Raw genomic sequence first — 21,684 nt, 5'->3', positions numbered from 1 at the left:
GGTAACTTCCATCCCCGGTTTTGATGTCATTTGAGTACTTTCGACACTTGAACGGCAGTTCACTGTTGTTCGCCTTCCTAATTCTTACCTGACATCTCTACGATGCCTTTTCCATAACGCTCACGACCGGGACTTTTGATCCAAGCCGCTTATGGTGGTTTGCTACCTGCTCCTGCAAGCCGATAGCGAGGGGCCATACCCTCATCTCTTACGCCGCTTGCTGCGGCACACTAAAGTCAGCAACCCACAAGTGATTAGGCTGATCAGCTCTAAAATTCCGTTTCACCAAGTCAGGTGCTCGTTTTTGGTCATCTCGGCTACGGGTGGTTTGTTTGTTCTTACCTCGCCAAACACCTTGTATACCTAGTTTTTTCATTAATCGAGCAACAGTACAGCGTGCAATAATATAGCCTTCACGTTTTAATTTTTGCCAGACTTTACGTACACCATATCGACCTGAACTTTCCTTCCAAATTCGTTTAATCTCCTCAGCATGATGCAAGTCATGTAAATCTCGCTTTGCTCGATGTTCCCTTGCGAAGCAATGCTTCTCATCGCAGAGATCTAGAGTCCGGTAATAGGTTGAAGGTGCGATCGGTAAAATTCTACAAATCGCATCAACACCATATAAGTCTTTATTGTTATGGATGAAATCCACCATTATTTGTGTGGGCGGTCGAGCTCCGCCTGGGCGAAAAAAGCGGCTGCTTTACGTAGAATTTCATTGGCACGCTTTAATTCTTTAATTTCACGTTCCATTTGCTTCATTTTTTCTTGATCAGATATCTGTTGTACTCTAATAGGATTTTGCTGATCTAAATGCTTTTGATGCCAGGCACGAAGTGTTTCAGGAGTACAACCAATCTTAGGCGCAATTGCTGTGATTGCAGCCCAAGTAGAAGGATAATCTTTTTCAGATTCAATCAATAATTGAACCGCTCTTTCTCTGATTTCAGGGGTATATTTTAATTTTGTCATCGGGGTAGTCTCTCAGAATATTGACTCTCCGACAAACCCGGTACGGTTCACAAGCCACTCAAAAAGGCTTTAGCCATTTAGAAGTTCCATTATTTACTGGCCTAAACTTTGCGGGCGGTTCCGAGTTTGCCGTGCTCGAGGTCTGGACCAATCCACCAAATTTTCTCGTTTTAATTTTCATTACTTTTTTAGTCAATAGCCGTCATTTGCTCATGGGTGCAAGTCTCGTGCCCTATTTACGCCATTTGCCTAATCGACAGGTTTTCCCTGCCCTGTTTTTCATGTGTGATGAAAGTTGGGCCGCAGCTCTTGCCGATGCAGAAAAGAAGAAAAGATTTGGGCTACAACAGGCCTTTAGCATGCCCTACTACGCAGGCATCTGTTTTGCTCTGTACTTGATGTGGGTCAGTTTTACCAGCTTAGGTGCCATTCTTGGTCCTTTGCTAGGCGATGTTCACCGTTATGGATTTAATATGGCCTTTGCTGCAGTATTTTTGGTTTTACTGCGTGGTATGTGGAAAGGCTTTAGCGCCGCACGCCCTTGGCTTATCAGTCTAATCAGTGCGGCCATTGCTTATTTATATTTACCGACGGGTTGGTATGTGCCTATTGGGGCAATCTGTGGCATCGCCTCTGCCTTCTTATTTATTCAGGAGGATGAGCTATGATCCACAGCACTACACTTGGCGCAATTTTATTGGTCGCAGCAACCACTTATCTGACGCGTATATTGGGCTATGTTTTGCTGAAAAATAAAGCTTTAAGCAACAAACAACGAAAGATTTTGGAAGTTGTTCCAGGCTGCGTACTTATTTCAGTAATTGCACCTTATTTTGTCAAAGACAATGTCGCAGATCTACTCGCCATTGCCATCACATTGATTGCAGCTTCACGCTTTTCACTTTTACCAACCGTTGTGATTAGTATGCTGAGCGCGGCATTATTACGTACCGTGCTCATCTAAACTGAATTTTTAGCGTTCAGGCTGTACAGCTTTAGCGAGAATATTCACCAATTCAGCGTTTTGTAACTCAACTTTTTGCAACTTAGACGTAGTCTGTTCGATCACTTCCTGTTGCACATGCATTTTTTTTGCAAGATCTTGCATAATTTCCAAGGTCTTTTTTAAATTTTCTTCAAGATGATGTACTTTTTCTTGCAGCTGATTTTGCTCTACGCTTGGATCGGTTTTATCTGCCTGATTTTTAAATTGAAACCAAATTAAAAAAATGACAGCGACCGCCAACAACAAAATAAATCCCCAAATTAAGATCAACATAAGCACCGCTCTACATTATTTTCGTTTATAAATTCATGATAACCACAAGTCTGTATTCGGTCTATGCCTATCATCTTGTTTTCAGAGTAAAAGATGCTTAAAAATAAAAACCTTTAGGTAGTTGACGCACTAAAAGATTCACACAAATCTAATAAGCGGTTTGCATAGCCCCACTCATTGTCATACCACGCAAAGACTTTAGCTTGATGCCCCACCACCATGGTTTGCGTTAAATCAACAATAAGTGAATAGGGTGAATGATTAAAATCTGAAGACACCAAAGGTTCATCCGTCACATCCATAATTTCACGGTAGTCTGACTTCGCCGCCTGAATCAGTACTTCATTAATTTTATGGTCGGTAATTGGTGTTTGCGAAATAAAAGTTAAATCAATTGCCGCCACATTAATCGTTGGCACACGAATCGAATAACCATCGATACGATCGGCCATTTTCGGCATGACTTGTTTTAAAGCACCTAAAGCAGACGATGTCGTTGGGATAATGTTTTGACCTGAAGCACGAGCACGTCTTAAATCACGATGCGCATGATCCAATACAGACTGATCGGCAGTCACTGCATGAATTTCCGTCATGAGTGCAGTATCAATCCCAAAAGCATCATCAATGATTTTAACCAAAGGCACTAAGGCCTGCGTAGTACATGACACACTGGAAATGATTTGGTCACTGACTTTGACCTCATGGTGATTCACCCCATACACAATTGCGGCATCAACCGAGTCAAAAGGTGCCGCACCGATAATGACCCGCTTTGCACCGGCACTGATATGCCCTGTTGCTGCTTCACGCGAGCGAAATAAACCTGTGCACTCTAGAACCACGTCTACATGGAGACTTGACCAAGGTAAATTCTGCGGGTTTGCCTGACACAATACTTCAACCTTGAGCTGCGATTGATCTTTAGAAAGATGTAAATAAATCCTTTCATTTTCATAACTTAAATCGACTTTTCCGGGAAAGCGCCCATGCGTGGTGTCATATTTAAATAAATGCAATAAGGTTTCTACATCTGCTACATCATTTACCGCGACGATTTCAAACTGAAAGTTCTTTGGATTTTCAAACCAAGCGCGAAGTACATTACGTCCGATTCGACCAAATCCATTTATCGCCACTCGTTGCATGACTTGCCCTTATGTATAAAATGATGAAAGATAAAGCAGGCTTATATTAATGGATTTATACAGATTTGGTTAAGCTTTCTTTTTCTATCATCCATCAGTGAAGATGATGAATATGAACCCTTAAGTGATAAATTGACCGGCCTGACCACCTCGCACTAATCAACTCATTTCCACGAAATGATATAAATATCCAACAATAACAAGCAAAATCTTAGAACTATCGAATACATAGAAATGTCATCAATTCGCCTTAAAGTGATTGGTGCAACATCCTTTTTCCGTTATAATTTGGCGTTTTAAAATTTTTAAGCCAGTATCTGAAGTCAGCGTATTTAGAATAAGACTTTCTTCAGCTACTATTAGCCAAATCGAAATTATGGAGTGACTTGGTTGTGAGTACTCGTTTTATGACATCAGCTGAAATTCGCGAAGCTTTTTTAAGCTACTTTGAATCGCAAGGGCATACACGTGTCGCGTCGAGTTCTCTAGTTCCCGCCAACGACCCTACTTTGTTGTTTACCAACGCGGGTATGAACCAATTTAAAGATTGTTTCTTAGGCCTAGAAAAACGTGATTATGTACGTGCAGTGTCTTCACAAAAATGTGTCCGCGCAGGTGGTAAACACAACGACTTAGACAATGTCGGTTATACCGCACGTCACCATACCTTCTTTGAAATGTTAGGTAACTTCTCATTTGGCGACTACTTCAAACGTGATGCGATCAAATTTGCATGGGATTTCCTCACTGGTGAAGCTTGGTTAGCACTGCCTAAAGACAAACTCTACGCAACGGTTTACCACACTGACGACGAAGCATTTGACATCTGGAACAAAGAAATTGGTTTAGATGCTAGCCGTATTATTCGTATTGGCGACAACAAAGGTGGTCAATACGCATCAGATAACTTCTGGGCAATGGGTGATACAGGTCCTTGTGGTCCATGTTCTGAAATCTTCTTTGACCATGGCGACCATATTTGGGGTGGCTTACCAGGCACACCTGAAGAAGACGGCGACCGTTTCATTGAAATTTGGAACAACGTTTTCATGCAGTTTAACCGTACTGCGGATGGCGTATTACACCCTCTTCCGGCGCCTTCTGTTGATACAGGTATGGGCTTAGAGCGTATTTCTGCTGTTTTACAACATGTTAACTCAAATTACGAAATTGACCTGTTCCAACACTTACTCAAAGCAGCCGCTGAAATTATTGGTTTAGATACCGCTGCACTTGAAGCAGAAGCTCGCGAAAAAGGTACACCAGTTCAATATCCTGCATCACTTAAAGTGGTTGCGGATCACGCACGTTCATGTTCATTCCTGATTGCTGATGGTGTAAACCCATCCAATGAAGGTCGTGGTTATGTACTACGTCGTATTATCCGTCGTGCAGTTCGTCATGGTAACAAGCTAGGTGCAACAGGTTCATTCTTCCATAAAATGTTGCAACCTTTAATTGAAGTGATGGGTCAAGCTTACCCAGAACTTGAAGCACAGAAAGTACGTATTGAAGCGCAATTGCTGAAAGAAGAAGAACAATTTGCTAAAACTCTAGAGCAAGGTTTGAAATTGCTTGAAGGTGAATTGGCTCAACTGAAAGGTTCAGTGATTCCAGGTGAAGTGGTGTTTAAACTGTATGATACTTACGGTTTCCCAACTGACCTGACTGCTGACATCGCACGTGAACGTGATTTAACCATTGATGAAGCAGGCTTTGAAGTTGAAATGGCTGCGCAACGTCAACGTGCACGTGATGCAGGTAAATTCGCGATTGACTACAACTCTGTTGTTAAAGTTGAAGGCGAAACTCAGTTTGATGGCTATGATGCAACGGTTGGCGAAGGTCAAATTATCGCAATCTACAAAGATGGAGAACAAGTTGATGAAGTGGTTGAAGGTGACGAAGCCCTCATCGTACTGAACCAAACTCCGTTCTATGCAGAAAGCGGCGGTCAAATTGGTGACACGGGTATTTTCAAAAACGACACGGGTATTTTTGAAGTCCAAGACACCAAGAAATCGGGCGGTGCTTTTGTCCACCAAGGGATTGTTACTGTAGGTAGCATTAAGGTTGCTCAAAATGTTGAAGCAACAGTCAAAGCAGACATCCGCGCTGCAACTGCACGCAACCACTCTGCAACTCACCTTTTGCATGCTGCACTACGTCAAATTTTAGGCGAACACGTACAACAAAAAGGCTCATTGGTTGCGTCAGACATCTTACGTTTTGACTTTGCCAACGATCAACCTGTGTCATTTGAACAGCTTCAAGAAATTGAACGTCTTGTAAACGCTGAAGTAATTGCCAACACTGCAGTTTCTACTGAGCTTTTAGACATCGAATCTGCGAAAGCAAAAGGCGCGATGATGTTGTTCGGTGAAAAATATGGCGATGAAGTTCGTGTACTTTCAATGGGTTCAATCATTGAAGAAAAGAACTTCTCAATTGAGCTGTGTGGTGGTATTCACGTTAAACGCACGGGCGACATCGGCTTGTTCAAAATCACTTCTGAAGGTGGTGTAGCTGCAGGTGTGCGTCGTATTGAAGCGGTAACAGGTACCAAAGCCATTGAAGTTGCTCAAAAAGCTGACCGTGATATCAACACCATCAATGGTTTATTGAAAGCTCAAAAAGACCAAACTTTAGAAAAAGTTGAAGCCTTAGTCGACACAGCATCAAGCTTGCAAAAACAGATTGAGCAACTCAATCAAAAACTTGCCAGCTTCCAAGCTGCTGAACTTCTTAGCCAAGTTCAAACGCTTGCGGGTCGTCAAACGCTGATCACGACTGTTCAAAACATGGATGCGAAATCACTTCGTAACCTACATGACGGTGTGAAATCAAAATTAGAAAATGCAGTCATCGTACTTGCTGGTGTTGAAGGTGACAAAGTTAGCCTGATTGCATCTGTAGCAAAAGACTTTACTGCTTCTATTAAAGCAGGTGACATCATCAAACATCTAGCAACTGAGCTTGGTGGTAAAGGTGGTGGCAAACCTGACTTAGCACAAGGTGGCGCGCCACTAAACGAGAAGTTTGCAACAGTGATGGCAGATTTAACTGCTTGGCTTGAAGCGAAATAAAACTTCACCTTTTGTGTAACTGACCCTGAATGATGCATTCAGGGTCATGGTTTATATGGAACAACTATGGCATTAATCGTTCAAAAATATGGCGGTACCTCTATGGGTACTCCAGAGCGCATTTTAAATGTTGCTCGTCGTGTAAAGCGTTGGCATGACCACGGCCACAAGGTTGTAGTGGTTGTATCAGCAATGAGTGGCGAAACCAATCGTCTACTTGCTTTAGCGAAAGCCATTACCGAAACCCCTGACCCACGAGAATTAGACCAAATGGTTTCTACGGGTGAACAGGTAACGATTTCAATGTTAGCAATGGCGCTCAATTCTATTGGCGTTGAAGCTAAGTCACTTACGGGTCGCCAAGTCGGTATCAAAACAGACAATGCGTTTACCAAAGCACGTATCGAGTCGATTGATACTGACACCATGACTGCGCATTTAGATGCTGGTCGTGTGATCGTGGTTGCTGGTTTCCAAGGCTTCGATGCCGATGGTAACACCACCACCCTCGGCCGTGGCGGTTCAGATACTTCTGGTGTAGCACTTGCTGCAGCATTAAAAGCAGATGAATGCCAAATCTATACAGATGTAGATGGCGTTTATACCACTGACCCACGCGTTGCACCAAAAGCGAAAAAAGTAGACCGTATTTCATTTGAAGAAATGCTGGAAATGGCATCACTTGGTTCTAAAGTTCTACAAATTCGTTCGGTTGAATTTGCAGGAAAATACCAAGTGCCTTTACGCGTATTATCAAGTTTTGATAATGACGATGATGGCGCATTCGACGAAGACTTTAAAAAGAACGTCGGAACACTAATCACCACTGAGGCGGAAGACAACATGGAACAACCAATTATCTCTGGTATCGCATTTAACCGTGACGAAGCTAAACTTACGATTCTAGGTGTTCCTGATGAACCAGGTATTGCATCTAAAATTTTATCGCCTATTGGTAATGCCAACATTGAAGTGGATATGATTATCCAAAATGTTGAAGAAGATGGTACAACTGACTTCACTTTCACGGTAAACCGTGGCGAACTTGCAAAAGCAACAAAAATTCTTCAAGAAACTGCTCAAGCTATTGGTGCGCGCGAAGTTGCTACACGTGACGACATTGTTAAAGTCTCAATCGTAGGTGTAGGTATGCGCTCACATGCAGGTGTTGCAAGTAAAATGTTTACTGCCTTGGCTGATGAAGGCATCAACATTTTGATGATCTCAACTTCAGAAATCAAAATTTCTGTGATTATTGAAGAAAACTACTTAGAACTTGCTGTACGTTCTTTACACACTGCTTTCGGTTTAGACCGTGAACATGGTGAATCAAGCGCACGTGCTTAAGCAATCTTGCGAAAAACTTGTCATTGTCTGACAGTTTTTGCAAAAGACTACAAAAATCAGGGGCCACTATAGTTTTTTCTATAGTGGCTCTGTTATATTAAGCCCGAGGCTTTCTTAAATTTAGATGAATGTTATACCTAATGTCACTAGATATCTAAAAATTCAAGTGTCATGCGGTTGTATTAAACATTTGTTTAAATTTTTTTAAATACAAAAAATTATGTATTTTACTTTAGTACAACTGCAGGTTTAGCGTTTTGCAAGGAGATAAACATGCTGATTTTGACCCGACGCGTCGGTGAAACATTAATGATTGGGGATCAAGTAAGTGTTACTGTACTTGGTGTCAAAGGCAACCAAGTTCGTATTGGTGTCAATGCTCCCAAAGAAGTATCTGTACATCGTGAAGAGATTTATCAACGCATTCAGCATGAACGTGCAATGCATGAACATCTTCAACATCTTGATCAGGACTACCAGCCTGCATTTGAAGATGAAGGTGCACAGCAGAATAATTTCAATCGTTAAGATTGAAACATTCAGATATAAAGCGGCCCGATTGGCCGCTTTAAATTTTTATACAGTCTCTTTTTGCTCAAATGCCTCAATTACTTTCTTTACAGGCCCAAAACTACGACGATGCTCGTCAATGACCCCATGTTCAGCAATCGCCTCAAAATGCGCTTTGGTTGGATAACCTTTGTGTTTGGCAAAACCAAACTGAGGATATTTTCGGTCCATCTCAATCATTTGATGGTCACGTGTCACTTTGGCCAAAATACTCGCCGCTGAGATTTCAGCATGTAAAGCATCCCCGCCCACAATTGCCTCACAGCTCATACTCAAGCCTTGTGGAATTTTATTACCATCAACCAAGACATGTTCAGGCTGTATTGCAAGCTGTTCAACCGCGCGGCGCATCGCAAGCAAAGATGCTTGTAAAATGTTGATCTCATCAATTTCAGCAGCACTCGCCTCAGCAATCGCCCATGCTAATGCTTTTTCCTGAATTTCGACAAAAAGTTTTTCACGTTTTTTTTCAGTCAATTTTTTGGAATCATTCAACCCTTGTATTGGGTTATTGGGGTCTAGAATTACCGCAGCAGCGACCACTGAACCCACCAAAGGGCCGCGCCCTGCCTCATCTGCACCTGCAATTTGCATTTTCTACTCTCATAAAAAATGGCTGATAACAGCCATTCTAAAAATTTAACAATTTATTCGGCTTAGTTTAGCATTTCGGAGGCGCATGTGGCTGTTGTTTTTGTTGCGGCTAAAGTACCATAGGTTGCCTTTGCTTTGGGATCAATTGCCGCCAAAGCCAACTGCTCTTTAGACAATACTTTGGGAGAGTTATCACCTACACAGTTACATACTTCACGTTTTTTCTTTTGTTTTTGGTCTTCTGATAACAGCTTACTGCCCATGATCCATGTCGGATTAGTTTCGATTTCATCCATACATTTTGCATGTGAGGCCATTTTAATAGCCGAGATTCCATCATCATCTGAGCTAGATAAAGGATTCGACACACACGCGGAAAGCATAAGCGAGCCAAACAAACAGAGAATTAACTTATCATTTTTCATACAGATACACCCTTTGTTGTAAAAGAAATCAGGCTTAAATTGTTATTATTCACATCAATATAAAAGATAAACACCAAAAAGTACAAAAAAACCGCAAAGAAGCGAAGCATGTCCCCCACTTCTTTGATATATCACAACTTAATTCACCGCTTCAGCCACACATGCATTGATAGTTTTCGTCACAGCATTGCTAATAATAGTTGTACGCGCCGCAGGGTCAATGGCCGCTGTTGCCAGGTCGACAGCCGTAATATTTTGTGGGGCTTTCTCACTGACACAACCACAAATTTCGGTTTGAATATCGGTTTTTTGGTCAGCCGTCATAAATTTGGTTGCTGTTTTCCATGCTGGTAGATTATTCAACTCAGTCGTACATTTTGCATTAATGGCAATTTTAAGCGCTGCTGTACCCAGTTGTTGCGTGGTGGTCGTCGTATTGGTCGTTGCCATATCAGTCGTTGTACAAGCCGAAAGGATCAAAGCCAAAGGAGCAAGCACTGCAATCATTTTTTTCACGGATATATCCATTTATAACAGTTAAAGTGCGCGTATTTTGCCGAATCTTTGCTATTTACGGAAACACTATTTCCATACCATTTTAATATCTTTCGCTTATTACACAGTTTTAGATCAGTCATGCGCCATTGGTCTGTGCAGCGTTGCAGAATATCAACGCTATGTTGCATCTACTACATTTTTGACATATCTATAGCTCTATAAAATAGCGCAACATAAAAATGGATGTGAATCTAATGAACTTGGCAAATACCCATTACACGCGTACTGCTCAAATCCTGCATTGGCTCATGGCAATTATCTTTATTGCTGCTTGGCTGATTGGTTTTTATAGCGGAAACTTCCTCAGCTATGATGCTGATGGTAGCTTTAAAGGGGATGTCATTACCTTACATAAGAACATTGCAACCACGATTATTTTTCTGGTGGTGATTCGTATCTTTTGGCGCTATACCCACCCTGCACCCAAACTTCCAGACAGTATGTCACCGTTCATGCAAAAAATGGCACACCTCGGTCATTTGGCTTTATATTTCATTTTGTTGGCTTTGCCAATTACTGGCTGTTTATTTAGCTGGAGTGCTGGGCACCCTGCGCCTGTATTGTACCTTTTTGAAATTCCCCGTTTAGTACAAGACACCCCTGAATTACTCGCAATCGTAAAACCTTTACATATCTGGATTTCATGGGCTGCAGGATTGCTGTTAGTGGGTCATATTGCAGCAGCACTGAAACACCACTTTATTGATAAAGATAATGTGTTAAATAGCATGACCAAACAAGCAAAGTAAGACCAAGTTGAATTAGCCTAAAAGCATCAATCTGTTGCTTTTAGGACTTCATCCACCACACATCCTTTCAGCGTATTCAACACACCCTGTTGGACCACCTGTTTTTTGACTTGTTCATCAACCACTGCGCGCAACAAAGTTATTGCTGGAATATCCTTTAACGCATTTTCACCCACGCAACCACAGATTTGCGTTTGGAGCTGATTCTTTTTCTCTTCACCAAGCAATGCTGTACTGACTTTCCACAGCCTTGTCGCTTCAAGCTCGACACCGCACTGATACACCACCACTGGCTTTAGTAGTTTTTGCGTTAACCCAATATCCGTTTTGAGCAAATAAACTGCAAAGAGCACAAAAATAACCACAAGCAATGCAATGATTTTTTTCATATCGACCTCACATAAAAAAGACAGAGCGAACTCTGTCTTTAAAAGGACATTAGATTAAGCAATGGCTACAATTTCAGCCGCCCATTTTTGCTTCTCTTCTGCCGAAATAAACGACGCTTCAAAAGAGTTCAACGCCAATTGTTTTAGCTCAGCTGCTGTTAAGTCTAACGCATCTGTAATGGCAATAAAGTTATCATTCATATAACCACCAAAGTACGATGGATCGTCTGAATTTACTGTTACTTGCACACCTTGTTGCAACAAACGGCGGATATTGTGCTGTGCCATATCGTCAACGACACATAACTTTAAGTTACTGAGCGGACAAACGGTCAGTGGCATTTTCTCTGCGATCAAACGCTGCATTAATACAGGATCTTCTTCAGAACGCACACCGTGGTCAATACGATTCACTTTAAGCAAATCTAAAGCTTCCCACACATATTCTGCTGGACCTTCTTCACCCGCATGCGCAACCACTAAAAAGCCTGCTTCACGTGCTTTAGCAAAGACACGTTCAAACTTTGAAGGAGGATGCCCAACTTCGCTTGAGTCCAAGCCTACACCAATGATTTGATCTTTATACGGCAATGCCTGTGCTAAAGTTTCAAGGGCTGCTTCTTCACTTAAATGACGCAAGAAACACATAATCAAATGCGAACTAATGCCAAATTTTGCCTTGGCATCATCACATGCGCGTTGCAGACCATTAATCACTGTTTCAAAAGCAATACCGCGGTCAGTATGCGTTTGTGGATCAAAGAACATTTCGGTATGCACTACACGATCTTCGGCACATTTTTCAAAGTATGCCCAAGCCAAGTCATAAAAGTCTTGCTCATGAATCAGTACATTTGCACCTGCATAATAAATGTCTAAAAATGATTGTAGATTGTGAAAATTATAAGCCTGTTTCACTTCTTCAACCGACATATAAGGAATGTCTATTTGATTACGCTGTGCGATTGCAAACATGAGTTCTGGCTCAAATGTCCCTTCAATATGCACATGCAATTCAGCTTTTGGTAAAGCACGAATGAGCTCCAATTGACTCATATCTTTTCCTCTTTAAAAATAAAAAAGGGCGTAAACTGAGTTTACACCCTTATCACTATTTGATGAATTAGCCACCAAATAACGCGAATTTTAATGCCCAAAGCACAGCCACGATCCACACCATGTAAGGTACAGTCGCCGCTTTACCGGTGAACAATTTAACCAATGCATAGCTAATAAAGCCCATCGCAATACCATCTGCAATTGAGTAGGTAAATGGCATAAATACAATGGTTAAGAACGCAGGTACAGCTTCAGTAATATCATCCCAATCAATATGGGTAATCCCCTGAATCATCAACACACCAACAAATAACAATGCTGGAGCTGTTGCAAAACCAGGTACAGATTGAGCTAGAGGTGCTAAAAACAAACATAAGATAAATAACACACCGACCACAACTGCGGTTAAACCTGTACGGCCACCAGCAGCAACACCCGCAGACGACTCAATATATGGTGTCGTCGAAGATGTACCTAATGCTGCACCAGCAACAATTGCGGTTGAGTCTGCAAATAATGCTTTTTTCAAACGTGGAAGCTTGCCATCTTTCAGTAAGCCTGCACGGTGTGACACGCCAACCAATGTACCTGTTGAGTCAAATAAATCGACCAAGAAAAATACAAAGATGACACCCACTAAGCTTGCCGTAAATAGACCTTCAAAGTCCATTTGCATGAAAGTTGGAGCAATTGATGGAATCTCACCAACAACACCTTTAAACTCGCTTAAGCCCATTGCTGTTGAAATTGCAGTTAAAGCCAAGATGCTGATAATAATAGCACCACGCACTTTAAAGTGATGCAGTACAACCACCATCAAGAAGCCAAATAAAGCCAAAAGAACCGTCGGTTGCTTTAAGTCGCCCAATCCAACCAAAGTCGCTGGATTGTCCACAATAACGCCTGCATTTTTTAAAGCAATCAGCGCAAGGAATAAACCAATTCCGCCGCCAATCGCAAGCTTAAGCGACATTGGGATTGCATTCACAATGGCTTCACGGATCTTAAACATACTGATCGCAATGAACACCAAACCTGATACAAACACTGCAGCTAAAGCAGTCTGCCAAGGCACACCCATACCCATACACACCGAATAGGTAAAGTAAGCGTTTAAGCCCATACCCGGTGCTAATGCAATTGGATAATTTGCAACAATACCCATAACCAAACAGCCAATTGCGGCTGCAAGACAAGTCGCTACAAAGACAGCACCATGATCCATCCCCGTTTCGGATAAAATCATTGGATTCACAATAATGATGTAACACATGGTTAAGAATGTGGTTACACCTGCAAGAAGCTCTGTACGAAAACTGGTTTTATTTTCACTCAGTTTGAACATACGCTCGAGCATATTTTCTGAAGATGGATTAGGAGTCGTCATGACCTAGCCCCTGTAAATAAACTTTTAAAACTGTATAACTGCCAAAAAATTTCGACACTCAGTACGATGAAAATCTGATTAAATTTCTGGAAGTTAAAGCAATGAATATGCCAAATTTCCTCAATTCAGGAAAAGTTTATTTAGCCATGAATGATTCAAACGTATGGTCGAACCATATATACCTAAACAAAAAAGCCGCATAAACCGTATGCAGCTTTCAACAAAAACGTCATTTTAGACTCAAAGTCTAAAATTCAATATATCTTGGCGCGAATTATAACACACTGATTTTTAATTGTTTTAAATTTATTTTTAATTAAAATTCAACACGATAAGTCATTTATACATGATTTTATTCTATCTTAAGCTTCAAATTACTTTAATGGAGACCTGATCGATTATTGCTTCAGCATCACTTTGAAAACGAGCTATTGACTTTTTCAGGCACGACGTTTGCCTTTGAGAGAGGACTCAACTTTTGCACTTTAGGCTCAGTACTGTTCATGAGTTGATTCAACTGTTGCTGTTTTTTCGTTTCTGTATCCTGAAAAACAACAAACCCAAGCAAACAAACAGCAGCCACAAAAATAGGGATTAGAATTTTTTTCATGACATTCACAATATCCACAACTGCTTTAGCATGATTACAAATCATAACAAATAATACAAAGGGCCACACATTTATCAGATAAAAAGTATCTTCACACTTTATAGTTTTTTCTGATTTAATTATTTCAATAACATAAGATTAAATTAAATGAGTGAGAAAAAAATATGATCAAAGTGCTCAATTTTGTAATATTTTATATTTCAAAAAATTACAGTTGATTAACCTTTTATGAACATAATTTGGTTTAGACAAGATCTTCGCATACACGACCATGCCGCACTTTGGCATGCAAGCCAACATGGACCTATGCTGGCTTTAGTGATCCTATCCCCACAACAGTGGCTATTACATCATGATGCAGCTGTAAAAATTGATTTATATGTCAGACAATTGCACGATTTAAAACAGAGCCTTGCTCAGCTGAATATTCCTTTGCTCATTCTAAATATTCCGCTGTGGCAAGATATTCCACGTCGGCTTTCATCTTTGTGTCATACACTGCAAGTACAACAGATTTTTGCAAATATCGAAATGGGCGTGAATGAGCTTAAGCGCGATGCCGAAGTTCAACAATGCTTAAATCAGCAACACATTGAATTTACGCTCTTCCAGGATCGAACCCTCTTTCCCTTAAACAGTATTCGTAACCAATCTGATAAGCCCTATCAAGTCTTTGGTGCTTTTAAAAAAACCTGTTATGAACGCTTAAATATTGGCTTACCGCAGTGCTATCCTCTCCCTTCTGCACAGCAACCTATACAGCTTCCTGCCGATTTAAATACAACCATTCCACACATTGAATCACTGATTGATGTGAATACGAATGAATTAAATCAAATTAAAGCCTATTGGCCTGAAACGGAAATATATGCACTTTCAGTGCTCGATGATTTTATTGATCACAAAGTTAGTGACTATCAAAAAGAGAGAGACTTTCCATTTTTAAATAGCACCAGCCAACTTTCAACCTATTTAAATCTCGGGATCGTGTCGATTCGCCAGTGTCTCAATGCCCTGTTTCGTGCTCAACACGGTCAATTTATGATTGATAACACAGGCCAGCAGACTTGGTTAGATGAATTACTTTGGCGAGAGTTTTATCAGCATATTTTATTTGATTTTCCACATGTCTCTAAACACCTGCCCTTTAAAGCCAGCACGCAGCGTATTGTATGGCGAGATTCGCCTGAAGATTTAAACGCATGGCAAAAAGGTCGTACTGGTATTCCAATTGTAGATGCAGGTATGCGGCAACTCCTTGCGACTGGTTGGATGCACAATCGTGTCCGTATGATTGTTGCAATGTTCTTAACTAAAAACTTGTTGATTGATTGGCGTTTGGGCGAGCAATGGTTTATGCAACATTTGGCTGATGGTGACTTAGCTGCCAATAATGGCGGATGGCAGTGGTGTGCCTCCACGGGCACCGATGCTGTACCTTACTTCCGAGTCTTTAACCCTGTGAGCCAATCTCAGAAATTTGATAGCAATGGTGACTATATTCGACAGTGGCTGCCAGAGCTTGCACATTTAGATGCCAAAAGCATTCATGAGCCTTATGCGAAGCAGCCGAATATGGATTTGGACTACCCCAAACCAATCGTCGATTTAAAATCCAGTCGTATTCGTGCCATCGAAGCATTTAAAGGGCTTTAAATACCTAAAGTTTGGGTTAAGTTCTGCTTAGCCAGAGGCTCATAGCGCTTTTGGAAAAGTGGCGTCTGGTACAGAGGGTGCATTTCTAAAAAGTGCCTTAACACTTGTTGACGCTTCTGCACATAAAGTGAGGGCTCAACCCAAGCATATTCTTGCTGAATTTGGCGTTCATATTCAGCAAAACGCATAGGATCGCTGGCTAAAATAGCCAGATCAATATCCAATAGATAAGCCAAATCAGTATCAGCTGTCGGTGCATGTGCTTGGGTTGCCAAAATCCATGCATAGATCTTTGCAATTTGCTCAGCTCCAAGCACATTTTTAAGCATCCGTTGCATATAATCAGCGCTTTGCTGCTCATTGTCATGTGCTTGCGGGTTATAAATGACATCATGAAACCAAATGACCAACTCAACAGATAAAGTATCGTCTAAGTAGGTTTTGATCTGATGAAAATGCTCTAAACATTCAACAATATGTTGAATGCTATGATAATGCCGCTGTACTTCACTATAGGCATCATATAGCATGGCATGGAACTTTTGAGTGGTATCGTCATCTAAACTCAATTGCCTTGCGGTGAGCGCCCAATAGTCCTGAAACTGTTTTGTATATTGCACCATTGGAATGCCCATGCATTATGCGGCCTGTTCGTCTCGTTTAAAGACCAACTCACCTTTTAATGAGCTGTCAGCATCAAAATAATAACCATCTGTCTGGAATGATTTTAACCCTTCAATTTGATCAATTTGGTTTTCAATCATATAACGCGCCATCAAACCACGCGCTTTTTTAGCATAGAAACTAATGACTTTATATTTGCCATTTTTCTGATCTAAAAACACAGGTTTAATAATCTCTGCTTGGATTTTGCTCTCTTTCACAGACTTATAGTATTCATCCGAAGCAATATTCAGCAAAATTTTCGAACCTGCCTGTTCTAAATCTTGGTTAATTAAATCGGTAATGTGATTGCCCCAAAACTCATACAGATTATGTCCGCGTGGGTTAGCCAGCTTGGTTCCCATCTCTAAACGATACGGCATCATCAAGTCCAATGGACGTAGCAAACCATATAAACCTGAGAGCATTCTTAAATGTTGCTGTGCATATTCAATGTTCGACTCTGACAAATGATAAGCATCTAAACCAGTATAGACATCGCCCTTAAAAGCAAACATGGCTTGTCGCGCATTGGCAAAGTTGAATTCTGGCTGCCAATCGCGAAAACGATCGACATTTAAGGTGGCAATTTTTTCACTGACGCTCATTAAGCTTGCAATTTCACTTGCTGACAGTTTGCGAGTAACTTCGATCAATTCTTGGGAATGTTGCAGCAATCTGGGTTGTGTATACGTATCGGTAGGTAAAGCAGTTTGGTAATCTAAAGTTTTGGCAGGAGAAACAAGGGCAAGCATAGATAACCTGATTAAAAAACAATTAAACAGACTATATCAGTAGACTTATTTTATTACCAATCTGTGTTTTTAATAAGCATAAACGGTTAAACTAGCCCATTCTCCTGTTATATGTATCGATTCTCTATGTCTGAGCAGATGTTCATTCAAGGTCCAGTTGGGCAAATTGAAGTTTTTGTAGATTATCCACAGGGTGAAGTGAAAGGATTCGCGGTAGTTACTCACCCCCATCCACTCCAAGGTGGTACACCTCAACACAAGGTTCCAGCATTGCTTGCGCAAATGTTCTTAGAACGCGGTTGTATTGTGTACCGTCCGAGTTTCCGTGGCTCAGGTCAAAGTGTTGGTCTACACGACGAAGGTCATGGCGAAACTGATGATGTTCTTGAAGTGATTAAGCATGCTCGTGCAGCACATACAACTTTACCCTTCTATGCAGGTGGCTTTAGTTTCGGTGCGCATGTCATGGCGAAATGCTATGACGCTTTACAAGAAGAAATTCGACCAAAACAAACCATTTTATGTGGTCTACCAACGGCAACGGTCGCTGGTGTACGCCACTATGTAACACCACAGCTTAAAGGTGACATCTTATTCATTCATGGCGAAGCCGATGAAGTAACCTTACTGTCTGACATGATTACGTGGGCTAAACCGCAGCGCCATTTAGTGACTGTATTACCTGGTGCAAACCATTTCTTTACCGGTTACTTAAAACAGTTACGTATTGCGATTACACGTTTCTTGTGGATTTAACGCATCACTCAGTTCAGGAAAGAAATGGCTGTCTAACATTAGTCCCTTTCTTTCTTGAACTTTTTATTTTTAATCTAGATGTATCTCTTTTTCTATTCCAACGCTTAATACGCCATTTCCAGCAGCTTCATTAGTCGTCCCTTATATATCTTCTGTTCCCAAAATAATTTTAAGTTTCCTTTTGAGCGCTAAACTCAATCAGCACTACCTCCATCAAATACCTGTTTTAAAAATAAGTAAGGATTTAATCCTGCTAATGGTACTTTATGCAACAATCTACGCTTGAACTTGATATATTCTGCACATCATTATTCAAATAATAAATTATACAATCAACATCTTAGCTCGTGAGAGCTATTCATTTAAATAATTTTTAAAATATTCAGGGATTTTATGAAAACAATTCTCGGGGCAGTTTTAGTCACTATAGCCACCACGTCAGCCTGTGCTCAGGACATTATAGGGACTTGGCGTTATATCGATGATAAAACTGGAGAACCCAAAGGTCTGGTGAAAATTGAAAAGCAAGCCAATGGGACTTATGCTGGAACTGCACTAAAAGCAACTCCTCGTCCAGGCTATACAGCTAAAGAATTCTGCACCAACTGCCCTGCACCCTACACCGATAAGCCTATTATTGGTATGCAAGTGATTACCGGTTTAAAGACCGAAAACAATATTAATTATACACATGGCAAAATCATTGATCCCGTTTCAGGCAAGCTGTATAGCCTAAAAGGTAAAATTAGCCCAAATGGGAAAAAGCTATTCTTAAGAGGATATTTAGGCGTTTCTGCTGTGGGACGTAGCCAAACTTGGTTACGTGTGGAATAAGTCTTATAGCACATCCAGTTATAAGCGCGTTGATCCATCAAAATATTAAACGTGTTCTGTTCTAAAAAAATGCTGAATTAGGAAAAACCAATTCAGCATTTTTTATCTATTCAATTGGCCTTTCCACTCAAACTCAGTAAAACTTTTATCTGTTTTTAGTGTGGTTTCAACCGCTTGTGCCAATTGATTTAACAAGCTTCGTTCAGCAATTCGGTCTAACCAGTCTTGCTCTTCATCTGGATAAGACGCAATTTCGCACACCAGATTTCCTTCGCTGTCATGACCTTGGCACGTAATAGACAGGGGCAAAGTATGATTATCAACACTCACAGCCACCTGATCACCACTTTGTGGCAAAGTTTCAAAACCAAATTGACCTAACTTTTGAACCAGCAAGTCTTGTACTTGCTTCTGTACTACACCGCTTTCATTTACATCCTGCTGCTGTCCATGCTGTGCTGTAAATTGTAATTTTCTCATTGATCATTCCAAAGGCTTTTTTGTTATATGGGTTTAGCATAATGACTTAACACAAAACAGCCAAGCAAAAGCTTGGCTGTTTTCACACAAAATCTCTAAGCTTTAGTCTTATTCAGTGACTTGGATCGCTAAACCAGCTTGATTACTTAATTGCGTGAAGGTCGGGAAACTCGTGGCAACCGTTTCAGTGCCAATGATTTTAATTTCACCAGAGGTGCGTAAGCCGGCCATTGAGAAACTCATCGCAATACGGTGATCATGATGTGATTCAATTTCGCCACCGGTGAAAATCGCACCCCATTCACCCGAATGACCTTTACCTTCAATGATGATGCCATCGTCAGTCGGCGTACAATCGATACCCATGGTTTTTAAACCATCTGCCATCACTTGAATACGGTCTGATTCTTTCACACGCAGCTCAGCAGCACCCGTTAATACTGTTTGCCCTTCAGCACATGCCGCAGCAATGAATAATGCAGGGAATTCATCAATCGCCAATGGCACTTGATCTTCAGGCATATGAATACCTTTGAGTGTACGTGTGCCTTGAATACGAATGTCTGCAATCGGCTCACCGCCTGCAATACGTTCATTTTCAACCGTAATGTCTGCACCCATTTGTTTCAAAATCTCGATCACACCTGTACGCGTTGGGTTAATGCCCACTGCTTCTAAAGTGACGTCTGAACCTTCAGTAATCGCAGCACCCACCATAAAGAAAGCAGCCGATGAAATATCTGATGGCACTTGAATCTCTGTACCAACTAACTTACCGCCACCTTGCAGTGAAATACGGTTGCCTTCTGTTTTCACGTCATAACCAAATGCACGTAGCATACGTTCAGTATGATCACGCGTAGGTTCTGGTTCGGTAACAGATGTTTCACCTGCTGCCCACAAACCTGCCAATAAAATCCCAGATTTCACCTGCGCAGATGCCATTGGCAAATCATAGTGAATGCCTTGCAAAGCTTGGTTTCCAGTGATCGAAACAGGAGGTGTACCACGCTCACCTGTGGTTTGAATCTGTGCGCCCATTTCGCGTAACGGTTTAGCAATACGTTCCATTGGACGCTTCGACAGTGATGCATCACCCGTCATGACAGAGTCAAATTTTTGTGCAGAAAGCATCCCTGAAAGCAGACGCATTGAAGTCCCTGAGTTACCCATGTAAAGCGCACTTGCTGGCGCTTTTAGGCCATTTACGCCCACACCATGAATCGTCACTTCACCATTTTTAGGACCTTCAATGCTGACGCCCATATCACGGAAGGCTTGTAAGGTTGCTAACGCGTCTTCACCTTCCAAGAAACCTGTCACATGCGTCGTTCCTTCCGCAATTGCACCAAACATGATTGAACGGTGTGACACAGATTTATCGCCTGGCACGCTAAACTTACCTTGGAAACTCTTTTTACCCGGTAATATGGTGAATTGCTGTGTCGTCACTTTATTGCTCTCCATGAAAGGTTTTTGAGCCAGCATATGGTTAAAATGCTGGCGTGCTGCTTGCGCATGTCCAAGCAAGCCCATTAAAGCATGTGAATCTTCATCTTCAATGAGTTTACGAATCGTAGCCAGTTGGTTTTCAAAACCATCTACGGCATTTAAAATGGCTTTTTTATTGGCAAAAAAGATGTCATGCCACATTTGTGGGTCACTTGCCGCAATTCGAGAAAAATCGCGGAATCCCCCCGCAGCATAGCGGAAAATGTCTAAATTATCTTCACGGTTTGCCAGTTGTTCAACTAAGTTAAAAGCCATCAAATGCGGAAGATGACTGGTATGTGCCAAGACTTCATCATGCTTGGCCACATCCATACAAATCACTTCTGCTTTCGCAGCTTGCCACAGTTGGATCAGTTTCTCTACAGCCCAATCAGCACTGGTTGGTAACGGTGTCAAAATCACTTTATGATTTGCAAATAAATCGACCTTACCTGCATACACACCTGTATGTTCTGCACCCGCAATTGGATGCCCCGGTACAAAGCCAGCAGGTAATGCTTCGCCGTACACGGCTTTGGCCGCGTCGACCACATTGCCTTTGGTACTGCCCACATCGGTAATAATCGTATGTTCTTGCAAATATGGTTTGATGGTTTCCAATACTTTTTGCGTTGCACGAACAGGCAAAGCTAAAACCACCAAGTCCGCACCTTGAACCGCCTGTACAGGATCGCTATACCCCTGTTGGATTAATCCCAAAGCTTTGGCATCCTGTAAGGTTTTTTCCGAACGTGTAGAGGCTACAATATTTTGGGTTAAACCTTCAGCAATCATCACCCGTGCAAGACTTGAACCAATCAGTCCAAGACCAATAAATGCAACTTTTTCAAATAGTGGCACAGACATAAT

21 protein-coding genes, 2 pseudogenes and 1 other annotated feature are annotated in these 21,684 nt (G+C 41.4%); of the genes and pseudogenes, 9 read left to right on the top strand and 14 right to left on the bottom strand.

Features of this window, described 5'->3' with window-relative positions; translation table 11 throughout:
* Positions 1 to 220 precede the first annotated feature (220 nt).
* Positions 221 to 978 (bottom strand): annotated as a pseudogene (locus ACSC9N_RS05385) (IS3 family transposase); the annotation flags it as partial.
* Positions 587 to 703: a sequence feature (AL1L pseudoknot), on the bottom strand. It overlaps the preceding pseudogene by 117 nt.
* A gap of 44 nt (positions 979 to 1,022) precedes the next feature.
* On the opposite strand from ACSC9N_RS05385, the pseudogene ACSC9N_RS05380 reads away from it, so the two are divergent.
* Positions 1,023 to 1,646: pseudogene (locus ACSC9N_RS05380) on the top strand (AzlC family ABC transporter permease); the annotation flags it as partial.
* On the top strand, positions 1,643 to 1,942 hold the full coding sequence (locus ACSC9N_RS05375; RefSeq protein WP_126037227.1) for an AzlD family protein: 300 nt from the start codon (positions 1,643 to 1,645) through the stop codon (positions 1,940 to 1,942). The pseudogene ACSC9N_RS05380 and the gene ACSC9N_RS05375, both read left to right, overlap by 4 nt.
* A gap of 9 nt (positions 1,943 to 1,951) precedes the next feature.
* Here the strand turns inward: ACSC9N_RS05375 and ACSC9N_RS05370 are convergent, their stop codons facing one another.
* Both ACSC9N_RS05370 and ACSC9N_RS05365 read right to left on the bottom strand, forming a co-directional pair.
* Positions 1,952 to 2,257: a hypothetical protein gene (locus ACSC9N_RS05370; protein WP_126037229.1), complete on the bottom strand. Its 306-nt coding sequence runs from the start codon at positions 2,255 to 2,257 to the stop codon at positions 1,952 to 1,954.
* A 113-nt stretch (positions 2,258 to 2,370) separates the two neighbouring features.
* Positions 2,371 to 3,405 (bottom strand): type I glyceraldehyde-3-phosphate dehydrogenase, encoded by a 1,035-nt coding sequence (locus ACSC9N_RS05365; protein ID WP_279043041.1) that lies wholly within the window; start codon positions 3,403 to 3,405, stop codon positions 2,371 to 2,373.
* A gap of 392 nt (positions 3,406 to 3,797) precedes the next feature.
* Between ACSC9N_RS05365 and alaS the strand changes: the two genes are divergently transcribed.
* The 3 genes from alaS to csrA all read left to right on the top strand — a co-directional run bounded on the left by alaS (position 3,798) and on the right by csrA (position 8,366).
* Entirely contained in the window at positions 3,798 to 6,491 is a 2,694-nt protein-coding gene (gene alaS / locus ACSC9N_RS05360; RefSeq protein WP_279043043.1) for an alanine--tRNA ligase, read from the top strand.
* Between the two features lie 66 nt (positions 6,492 to 6,557).
* The gene (locus ACSC9N_RS05355; RefSeq protein WP_010327134.1) at positions 6,558 to 7,838 is read left to right on the top strand and encodes an aspartate kinase; all 1,281 of its coding nucleotides are present in this window, start codon (positions 6,558 to 6,560) and stop codon (positions 7,836 to 7,838) included.
* Between the two features lie 273 nt (positions 7,839 to 8,111).
* Complete coding sequence (gene csrA / locus ACSC9N_RS05350; RefSeq protein WP_004982340.1) at positions 8,112 to 8,366, top strand: carbon storage regulator CsrA; 255 nt, start codon at positions 8,112 to 8,114, stop codon at positions 8,364 to 8,366.
* 48 nt (positions 8,367 to 8,414) lie between these two features.
* On the opposite strand, the gene rnhB is transcribed toward csrA, so the two are convergent.
* The 3 genes from rnhB to ACSC9N_RS05335 form a co-directional block, all read right to left on the bottom strand.
* Positions 8,415 to 9,002, bottom strand: a complete 588-nt coding sequence (rnhB, locus tag ACSC9N_RS05345) for a ribonuclease HII (protein WP_010327135.1) — start codon at positions 9,000 to 9,002, stop codon at positions 8,415 to 8,417.
* Positions 9,003 to 9,064: 62 nt separating this feature from the next.
* The gene (locus ACSC9N_RS05340; protein WP_010327136.1) at positions 9,065 to 9,427 is read right to left on the bottom strand and encodes a hypothetical protein; all 363 of its coding nucleotides are present in this window, start codon (positions 9,425 to 9,427) and stop codon (positions 9,065 to 9,067) included.
* A gap of 138 nt (positions 9,428 to 9,565) precedes the next feature.
* Positions 9,566 to 9,943: a hypothetical protein gene (locus ACSC9N_RS05335; protein ID WP_010327137.1), complete on the bottom strand. Its 378-nt coding sequence runs from the start codon at positions 9,941 to 9,943 to the stop codon at positions 9,566 to 9,568.
* A gap of 236 nt (positions 9,944 to 10,179) precedes the next feature.
* Between ACSC9N_RS05335 and ACSC9N_RS05330 the strand changes: the two genes are divergently transcribed.
* Complete coding sequence (locus ACSC9N_RS05330) at positions 10,180 to 10,734, top strand: cytochrome b (RefSeq protein WP_010327138.1); 555 nt, start codon at positions 10,180 to 10,182, stop codon at positions 10,732 to 10,734.
* A 26-nt stretch (positions 10,735 to 10,760) separates the two neighbouring features.
* Here the strand turns inward: ACSC9N_RS05330 and ACSC9N_RS05325 are convergent, their stop codons facing one another.
* From ACSC9N_RS05325 to ACSC9N_RS05310, 4 genes are all read right to left on the bottom strand, one after another.
* The gene (locus ACSC9N_RS05325) at positions 10,761 to 11,123 is read right to left on the bottom strand and encodes a hypothetical protein (protein ID WP_010327139.1); all 363 of its coding nucleotides are present in this window, start codon (positions 11,121 to 11,123) and stop codon (positions 10,761 to 10,763) included.
* Positions 11,124 to 11,177: 54 nt separating this feature from the next.
* On the bottom strand, positions 11,178 to 12,179 hold the full coding sequence (locus tag ACSC9N_RS05320) for an adenosine deaminase (protein WP_010327140.1): 1,002 nt from the start codon (positions 12,177 to 12,179) through the stop codon (positions 11,178 to 11,180).
* Between the two features lie 67 nt (positions 12,180 to 12,246).
* Entirely contained in the window at positions 12,247 to 13,569 is a 1,323-nt protein-coding gene (locus ACSC9N_RS05315; protein ID WP_004696144.1) for an NCS2 family permease, read from the bottom strand.
* Between the two features lie 412 nt (positions 13,570 to 13,981).
* On the bottom strand, positions 13,982 to 14,179 hold the full coding sequence (locus tag ACSC9N_RS05310; protein WP_224216868.1) for a hypothetical protein: 198 nt from the start codon (positions 14,177 to 14,179) through the stop codon (positions 13,982 to 13,984).
* 228 nt (positions 14,180 to 14,407) lie between these two features.
* On the opposite strand from ACSC9N_RS05310, the gene ACSC9N_RS05305 reads away from it, so the two are divergent.
* A complete protein-coding gene (locus ACSC9N_RS05305) occupies positions 14,408 to 15,835 on the top strand; it encodes a cryptochrome/photolyase family protein (protein ID WP_029575071.1) in 1,428 nt (475 codons plus the stop codon).
* Here the strand turns inward: ACSC9N_RS05305 and ACSC9N_RS05300 are convergent.
* On the bottom strand, positions 15,832 to 16,458 hold the full coding sequence (locus tag ACSC9N_RS05300) for an HD domain-containing protein (protein WP_029575072.1): 627 nt from the start codon (positions 16,456 to 16,458) through the stop codon (positions 15,832 to 15,834). The genes ACSC9N_RS05305 and ACSC9N_RS05300 overlap by 4 nt on opposite strands.
* A gap of 15 nt (positions 16,459 to 16,473) precedes the next feature.
* The gene (yaaA, locus tag ACSC9N_RS05295) at positions 16,474 to 17,253 is read right to left on the bottom strand and encodes a peroxide stress protein YaaA (protein ID WP_058951696.1); all 780 of its coding nucleotides are present in this window, start codon (positions 17,251 to 17,253) and stop codon (positions 16,474 to 16,476) included.
* A 126-nt stretch (positions 17,254 to 17,379) separates the two neighbouring features.
* Here yaaA and ACSC9N_RS05290 point away from each other — a divergent pair, with 126 nt between their 5' ends.
* Complete coding sequence (locus ACSC9N_RS05290) at positions 17,380 to 18,009, top strand: alpha/beta hydrolase (RefSeq protein WP_010327145.1); 630 nt, start codon at positions 17,380 to 17,382, stop codon at positions 18,007 to 18,009.
* 393 nt (positions 18,010 to 18,402) lie between these two features.
* Positions 18,403 to 18,843, top strand: a complete 441-nt coding sequence (locus ACSC9N_RS05285) for a DUF2147 domain-containing protein (protein ID WP_010327146.1) — start codon at positions 18,403 to 18,405, stop codon at positions 18,841 to 18,843.
* Between the two features lie 102 nt (positions 18,844 to 18,945).
* On the opposite strand, the gene ACSC9N_RS05280 is transcribed toward ACSC9N_RS05285, so the two are convergent.
* Positions 18,946 to 19,323: a hypothetical protein gene (locus ACSC9N_RS05280; RefSeq protein WP_010327147.1), complete on the bottom strand. Its 378-nt coding sequence runs from the start codon at positions 19,321 to 19,323 to the stop codon at positions 18,946 to 18,948.
* A 108-nt stretch (positions 19,324 to 19,431) separates the two neighbouring features.
* The gene (locus ACSC9N_RS05275; protein ID WP_010327148.1) at positions 19,432 to 21,681 is read right to left on the bottom strand and encodes a bifunctional prephenate dehydrogenase/3-phosphoshikimate 1-carboxyvinyltransferase; all 2,250 of its coding nucleotides are present in this window, start codon (positions 21,679 to 21,681) and stop codon (positions 19,432 to 19,434) included.
* Between the last annotated feature and the right edge of the window lie 3 nt (positions 21,682 to 21,684).

The organism is Acinetobacter sp. PC34, from assembly GCF_051789135.1.
GTDB classification, from domain to species: domain Bacteria; phylum Pseudomonadota; class Gammaproteobacteria; order Pseudomonadales; family Moraxellaceae; genus Acinetobacter; species Acinetobacter johnsonii.
The sequence above is the reverse complement of the archived record's forward strand: the minus strand, read 5'-3'. Positions and strand labels throughout refer to the sequence as shown.

Bases quoted from the DNA above. Each gene is read 5' to 3' on its own strand.
- ACSC9N_RS05375 (WP_126037227.1), top strand. From the start codon at position 1,643: ATGATCCACAGCACTACACTTGGCGCAATTTTATTGGTCGCAGCAACC.
- ACSC9N_RS05370 (WP_126037229.1), bottom strand. From the start codon at position 2,257: ATGTTGATCTTAATTTGGGGATTTATTTTGTTGTTGGCGGTCGCTGTC.
- ACSC9N_RS05365 (WP_279043041.1), bottom strand. From the start codon at position 3,405: ATGCAACGAGTGGCGATAAATGGATTTGGTCGAATCGGACGTAATGTA.
- ACSC9N_RS05355 (WP_010327134.1), top strand. From the start codon at position 6,558: ATGGCATTAATCGTTCAAAAATATGGCGGTACCTCTATGGGTACTCCA.
- csrA (WP_004982340.1), top strand. From the start codon at position 8,112: ATGCTGATTTTGACCCGACGCGTCGGTGAAACATTAATGATTGGGGAT.
- rnhB (WP_010327135.1), bottom strand. From the start codon at position 9,002: ATGCAAATTGCAGGTGCAGATGAGGCAGGGCGCGGCCCTTTGGTGGGT.
- ACSC9N_RS05340 (WP_010327136.1), bottom strand. From the start codon at position 9,427: ATGAAAAATGATAAGTTAATTCTCTGTTTGTTTGGCTCGCTTATGCTT.
- ACSC9N_RS05330 (WP_010327138.1), top strand. From the start codon at position 10,180: ATGAACTTGGCAAATACCCATTACACGCGTACTGCTCAAATCCTGCAT.
- ACSC9N_RS05325 (WP_010327139.1), bottom strand. From the start codon at position 11,123: ATGAAAAAAATCATTGCATTGCTTGTGGTTATTTTTGTGCTCTTTGCA.
- ACSC9N_RS05320 (WP_010327140.1), bottom strand. From the start codon at position 12,179: ATGAGTCAATTGGAGCTCATTCGTGCTTTACCAAAAGCTGAATTGCAT.
- ACSC9N_RS05315 (WP_004696144.1), bottom strand. From the start codon at position 13,569: ATGACGACTCCTAATCCATCTTCAGAAAATATGCTCGAGCGTATGTTC.
- ACSC9N_RS05310 (WP_224216868.1), bottom strand. From the start codon at position 14,179: ATGAAAAAAATTCTAATCCCTATTTTTGTGGCTGCTGTTTGTTTGCTT.
- ACSC9N_RS05305 (WP_029575071.1), top strand. From the start codon at position 14,408: ATGAACATAATTTGGTTTAGACAAGATCTTCGCATACACGACCATGCC.
- ACSC9N_RS05300 (WP_029575072.1), bottom strand. From the start codon at position 16,458: ATGGTGCAATATACAAAACAGTTTCAGGACTATTGGGCGCTCACCGCA.
- yaaA (WP_058951696.1), bottom strand. From the start codon at position 17,253: ATGCTTGCCCTTGTTTCTCCTGCCAAAACTTTAGATTACCAAACTGCT.
- ACSC9N_RS05290 (WP_010327145.1), top strand. From the start codon at position 17,380: ATGTCTGAGCAGATGTTCATTCAAGGTCCAGTTGGGCAAATTGAAGTT.
- ACSC9N_RS05285 (WP_010327146.1), top strand. From the start codon at position 18,403: ATGAAAACAATTCTCGGGGCAGTTTTAGTCACTATAGCCACCACGTCA.
- ACSC9N_RS05280 (WP_010327147.1), bottom strand. From the start codon at position 19,323: ATGAGAAAATTACAATTTACAGCACAGCATGGACAGCAGCAGGATGTA.
- ACSC9N_RS05275 (WP_010327148.1), bottom strand. From the start codon at position 21,681: ATGTCTGTGCCACTATTTGAAAAAGTTGCATTTATTGGTCTTGGACTG.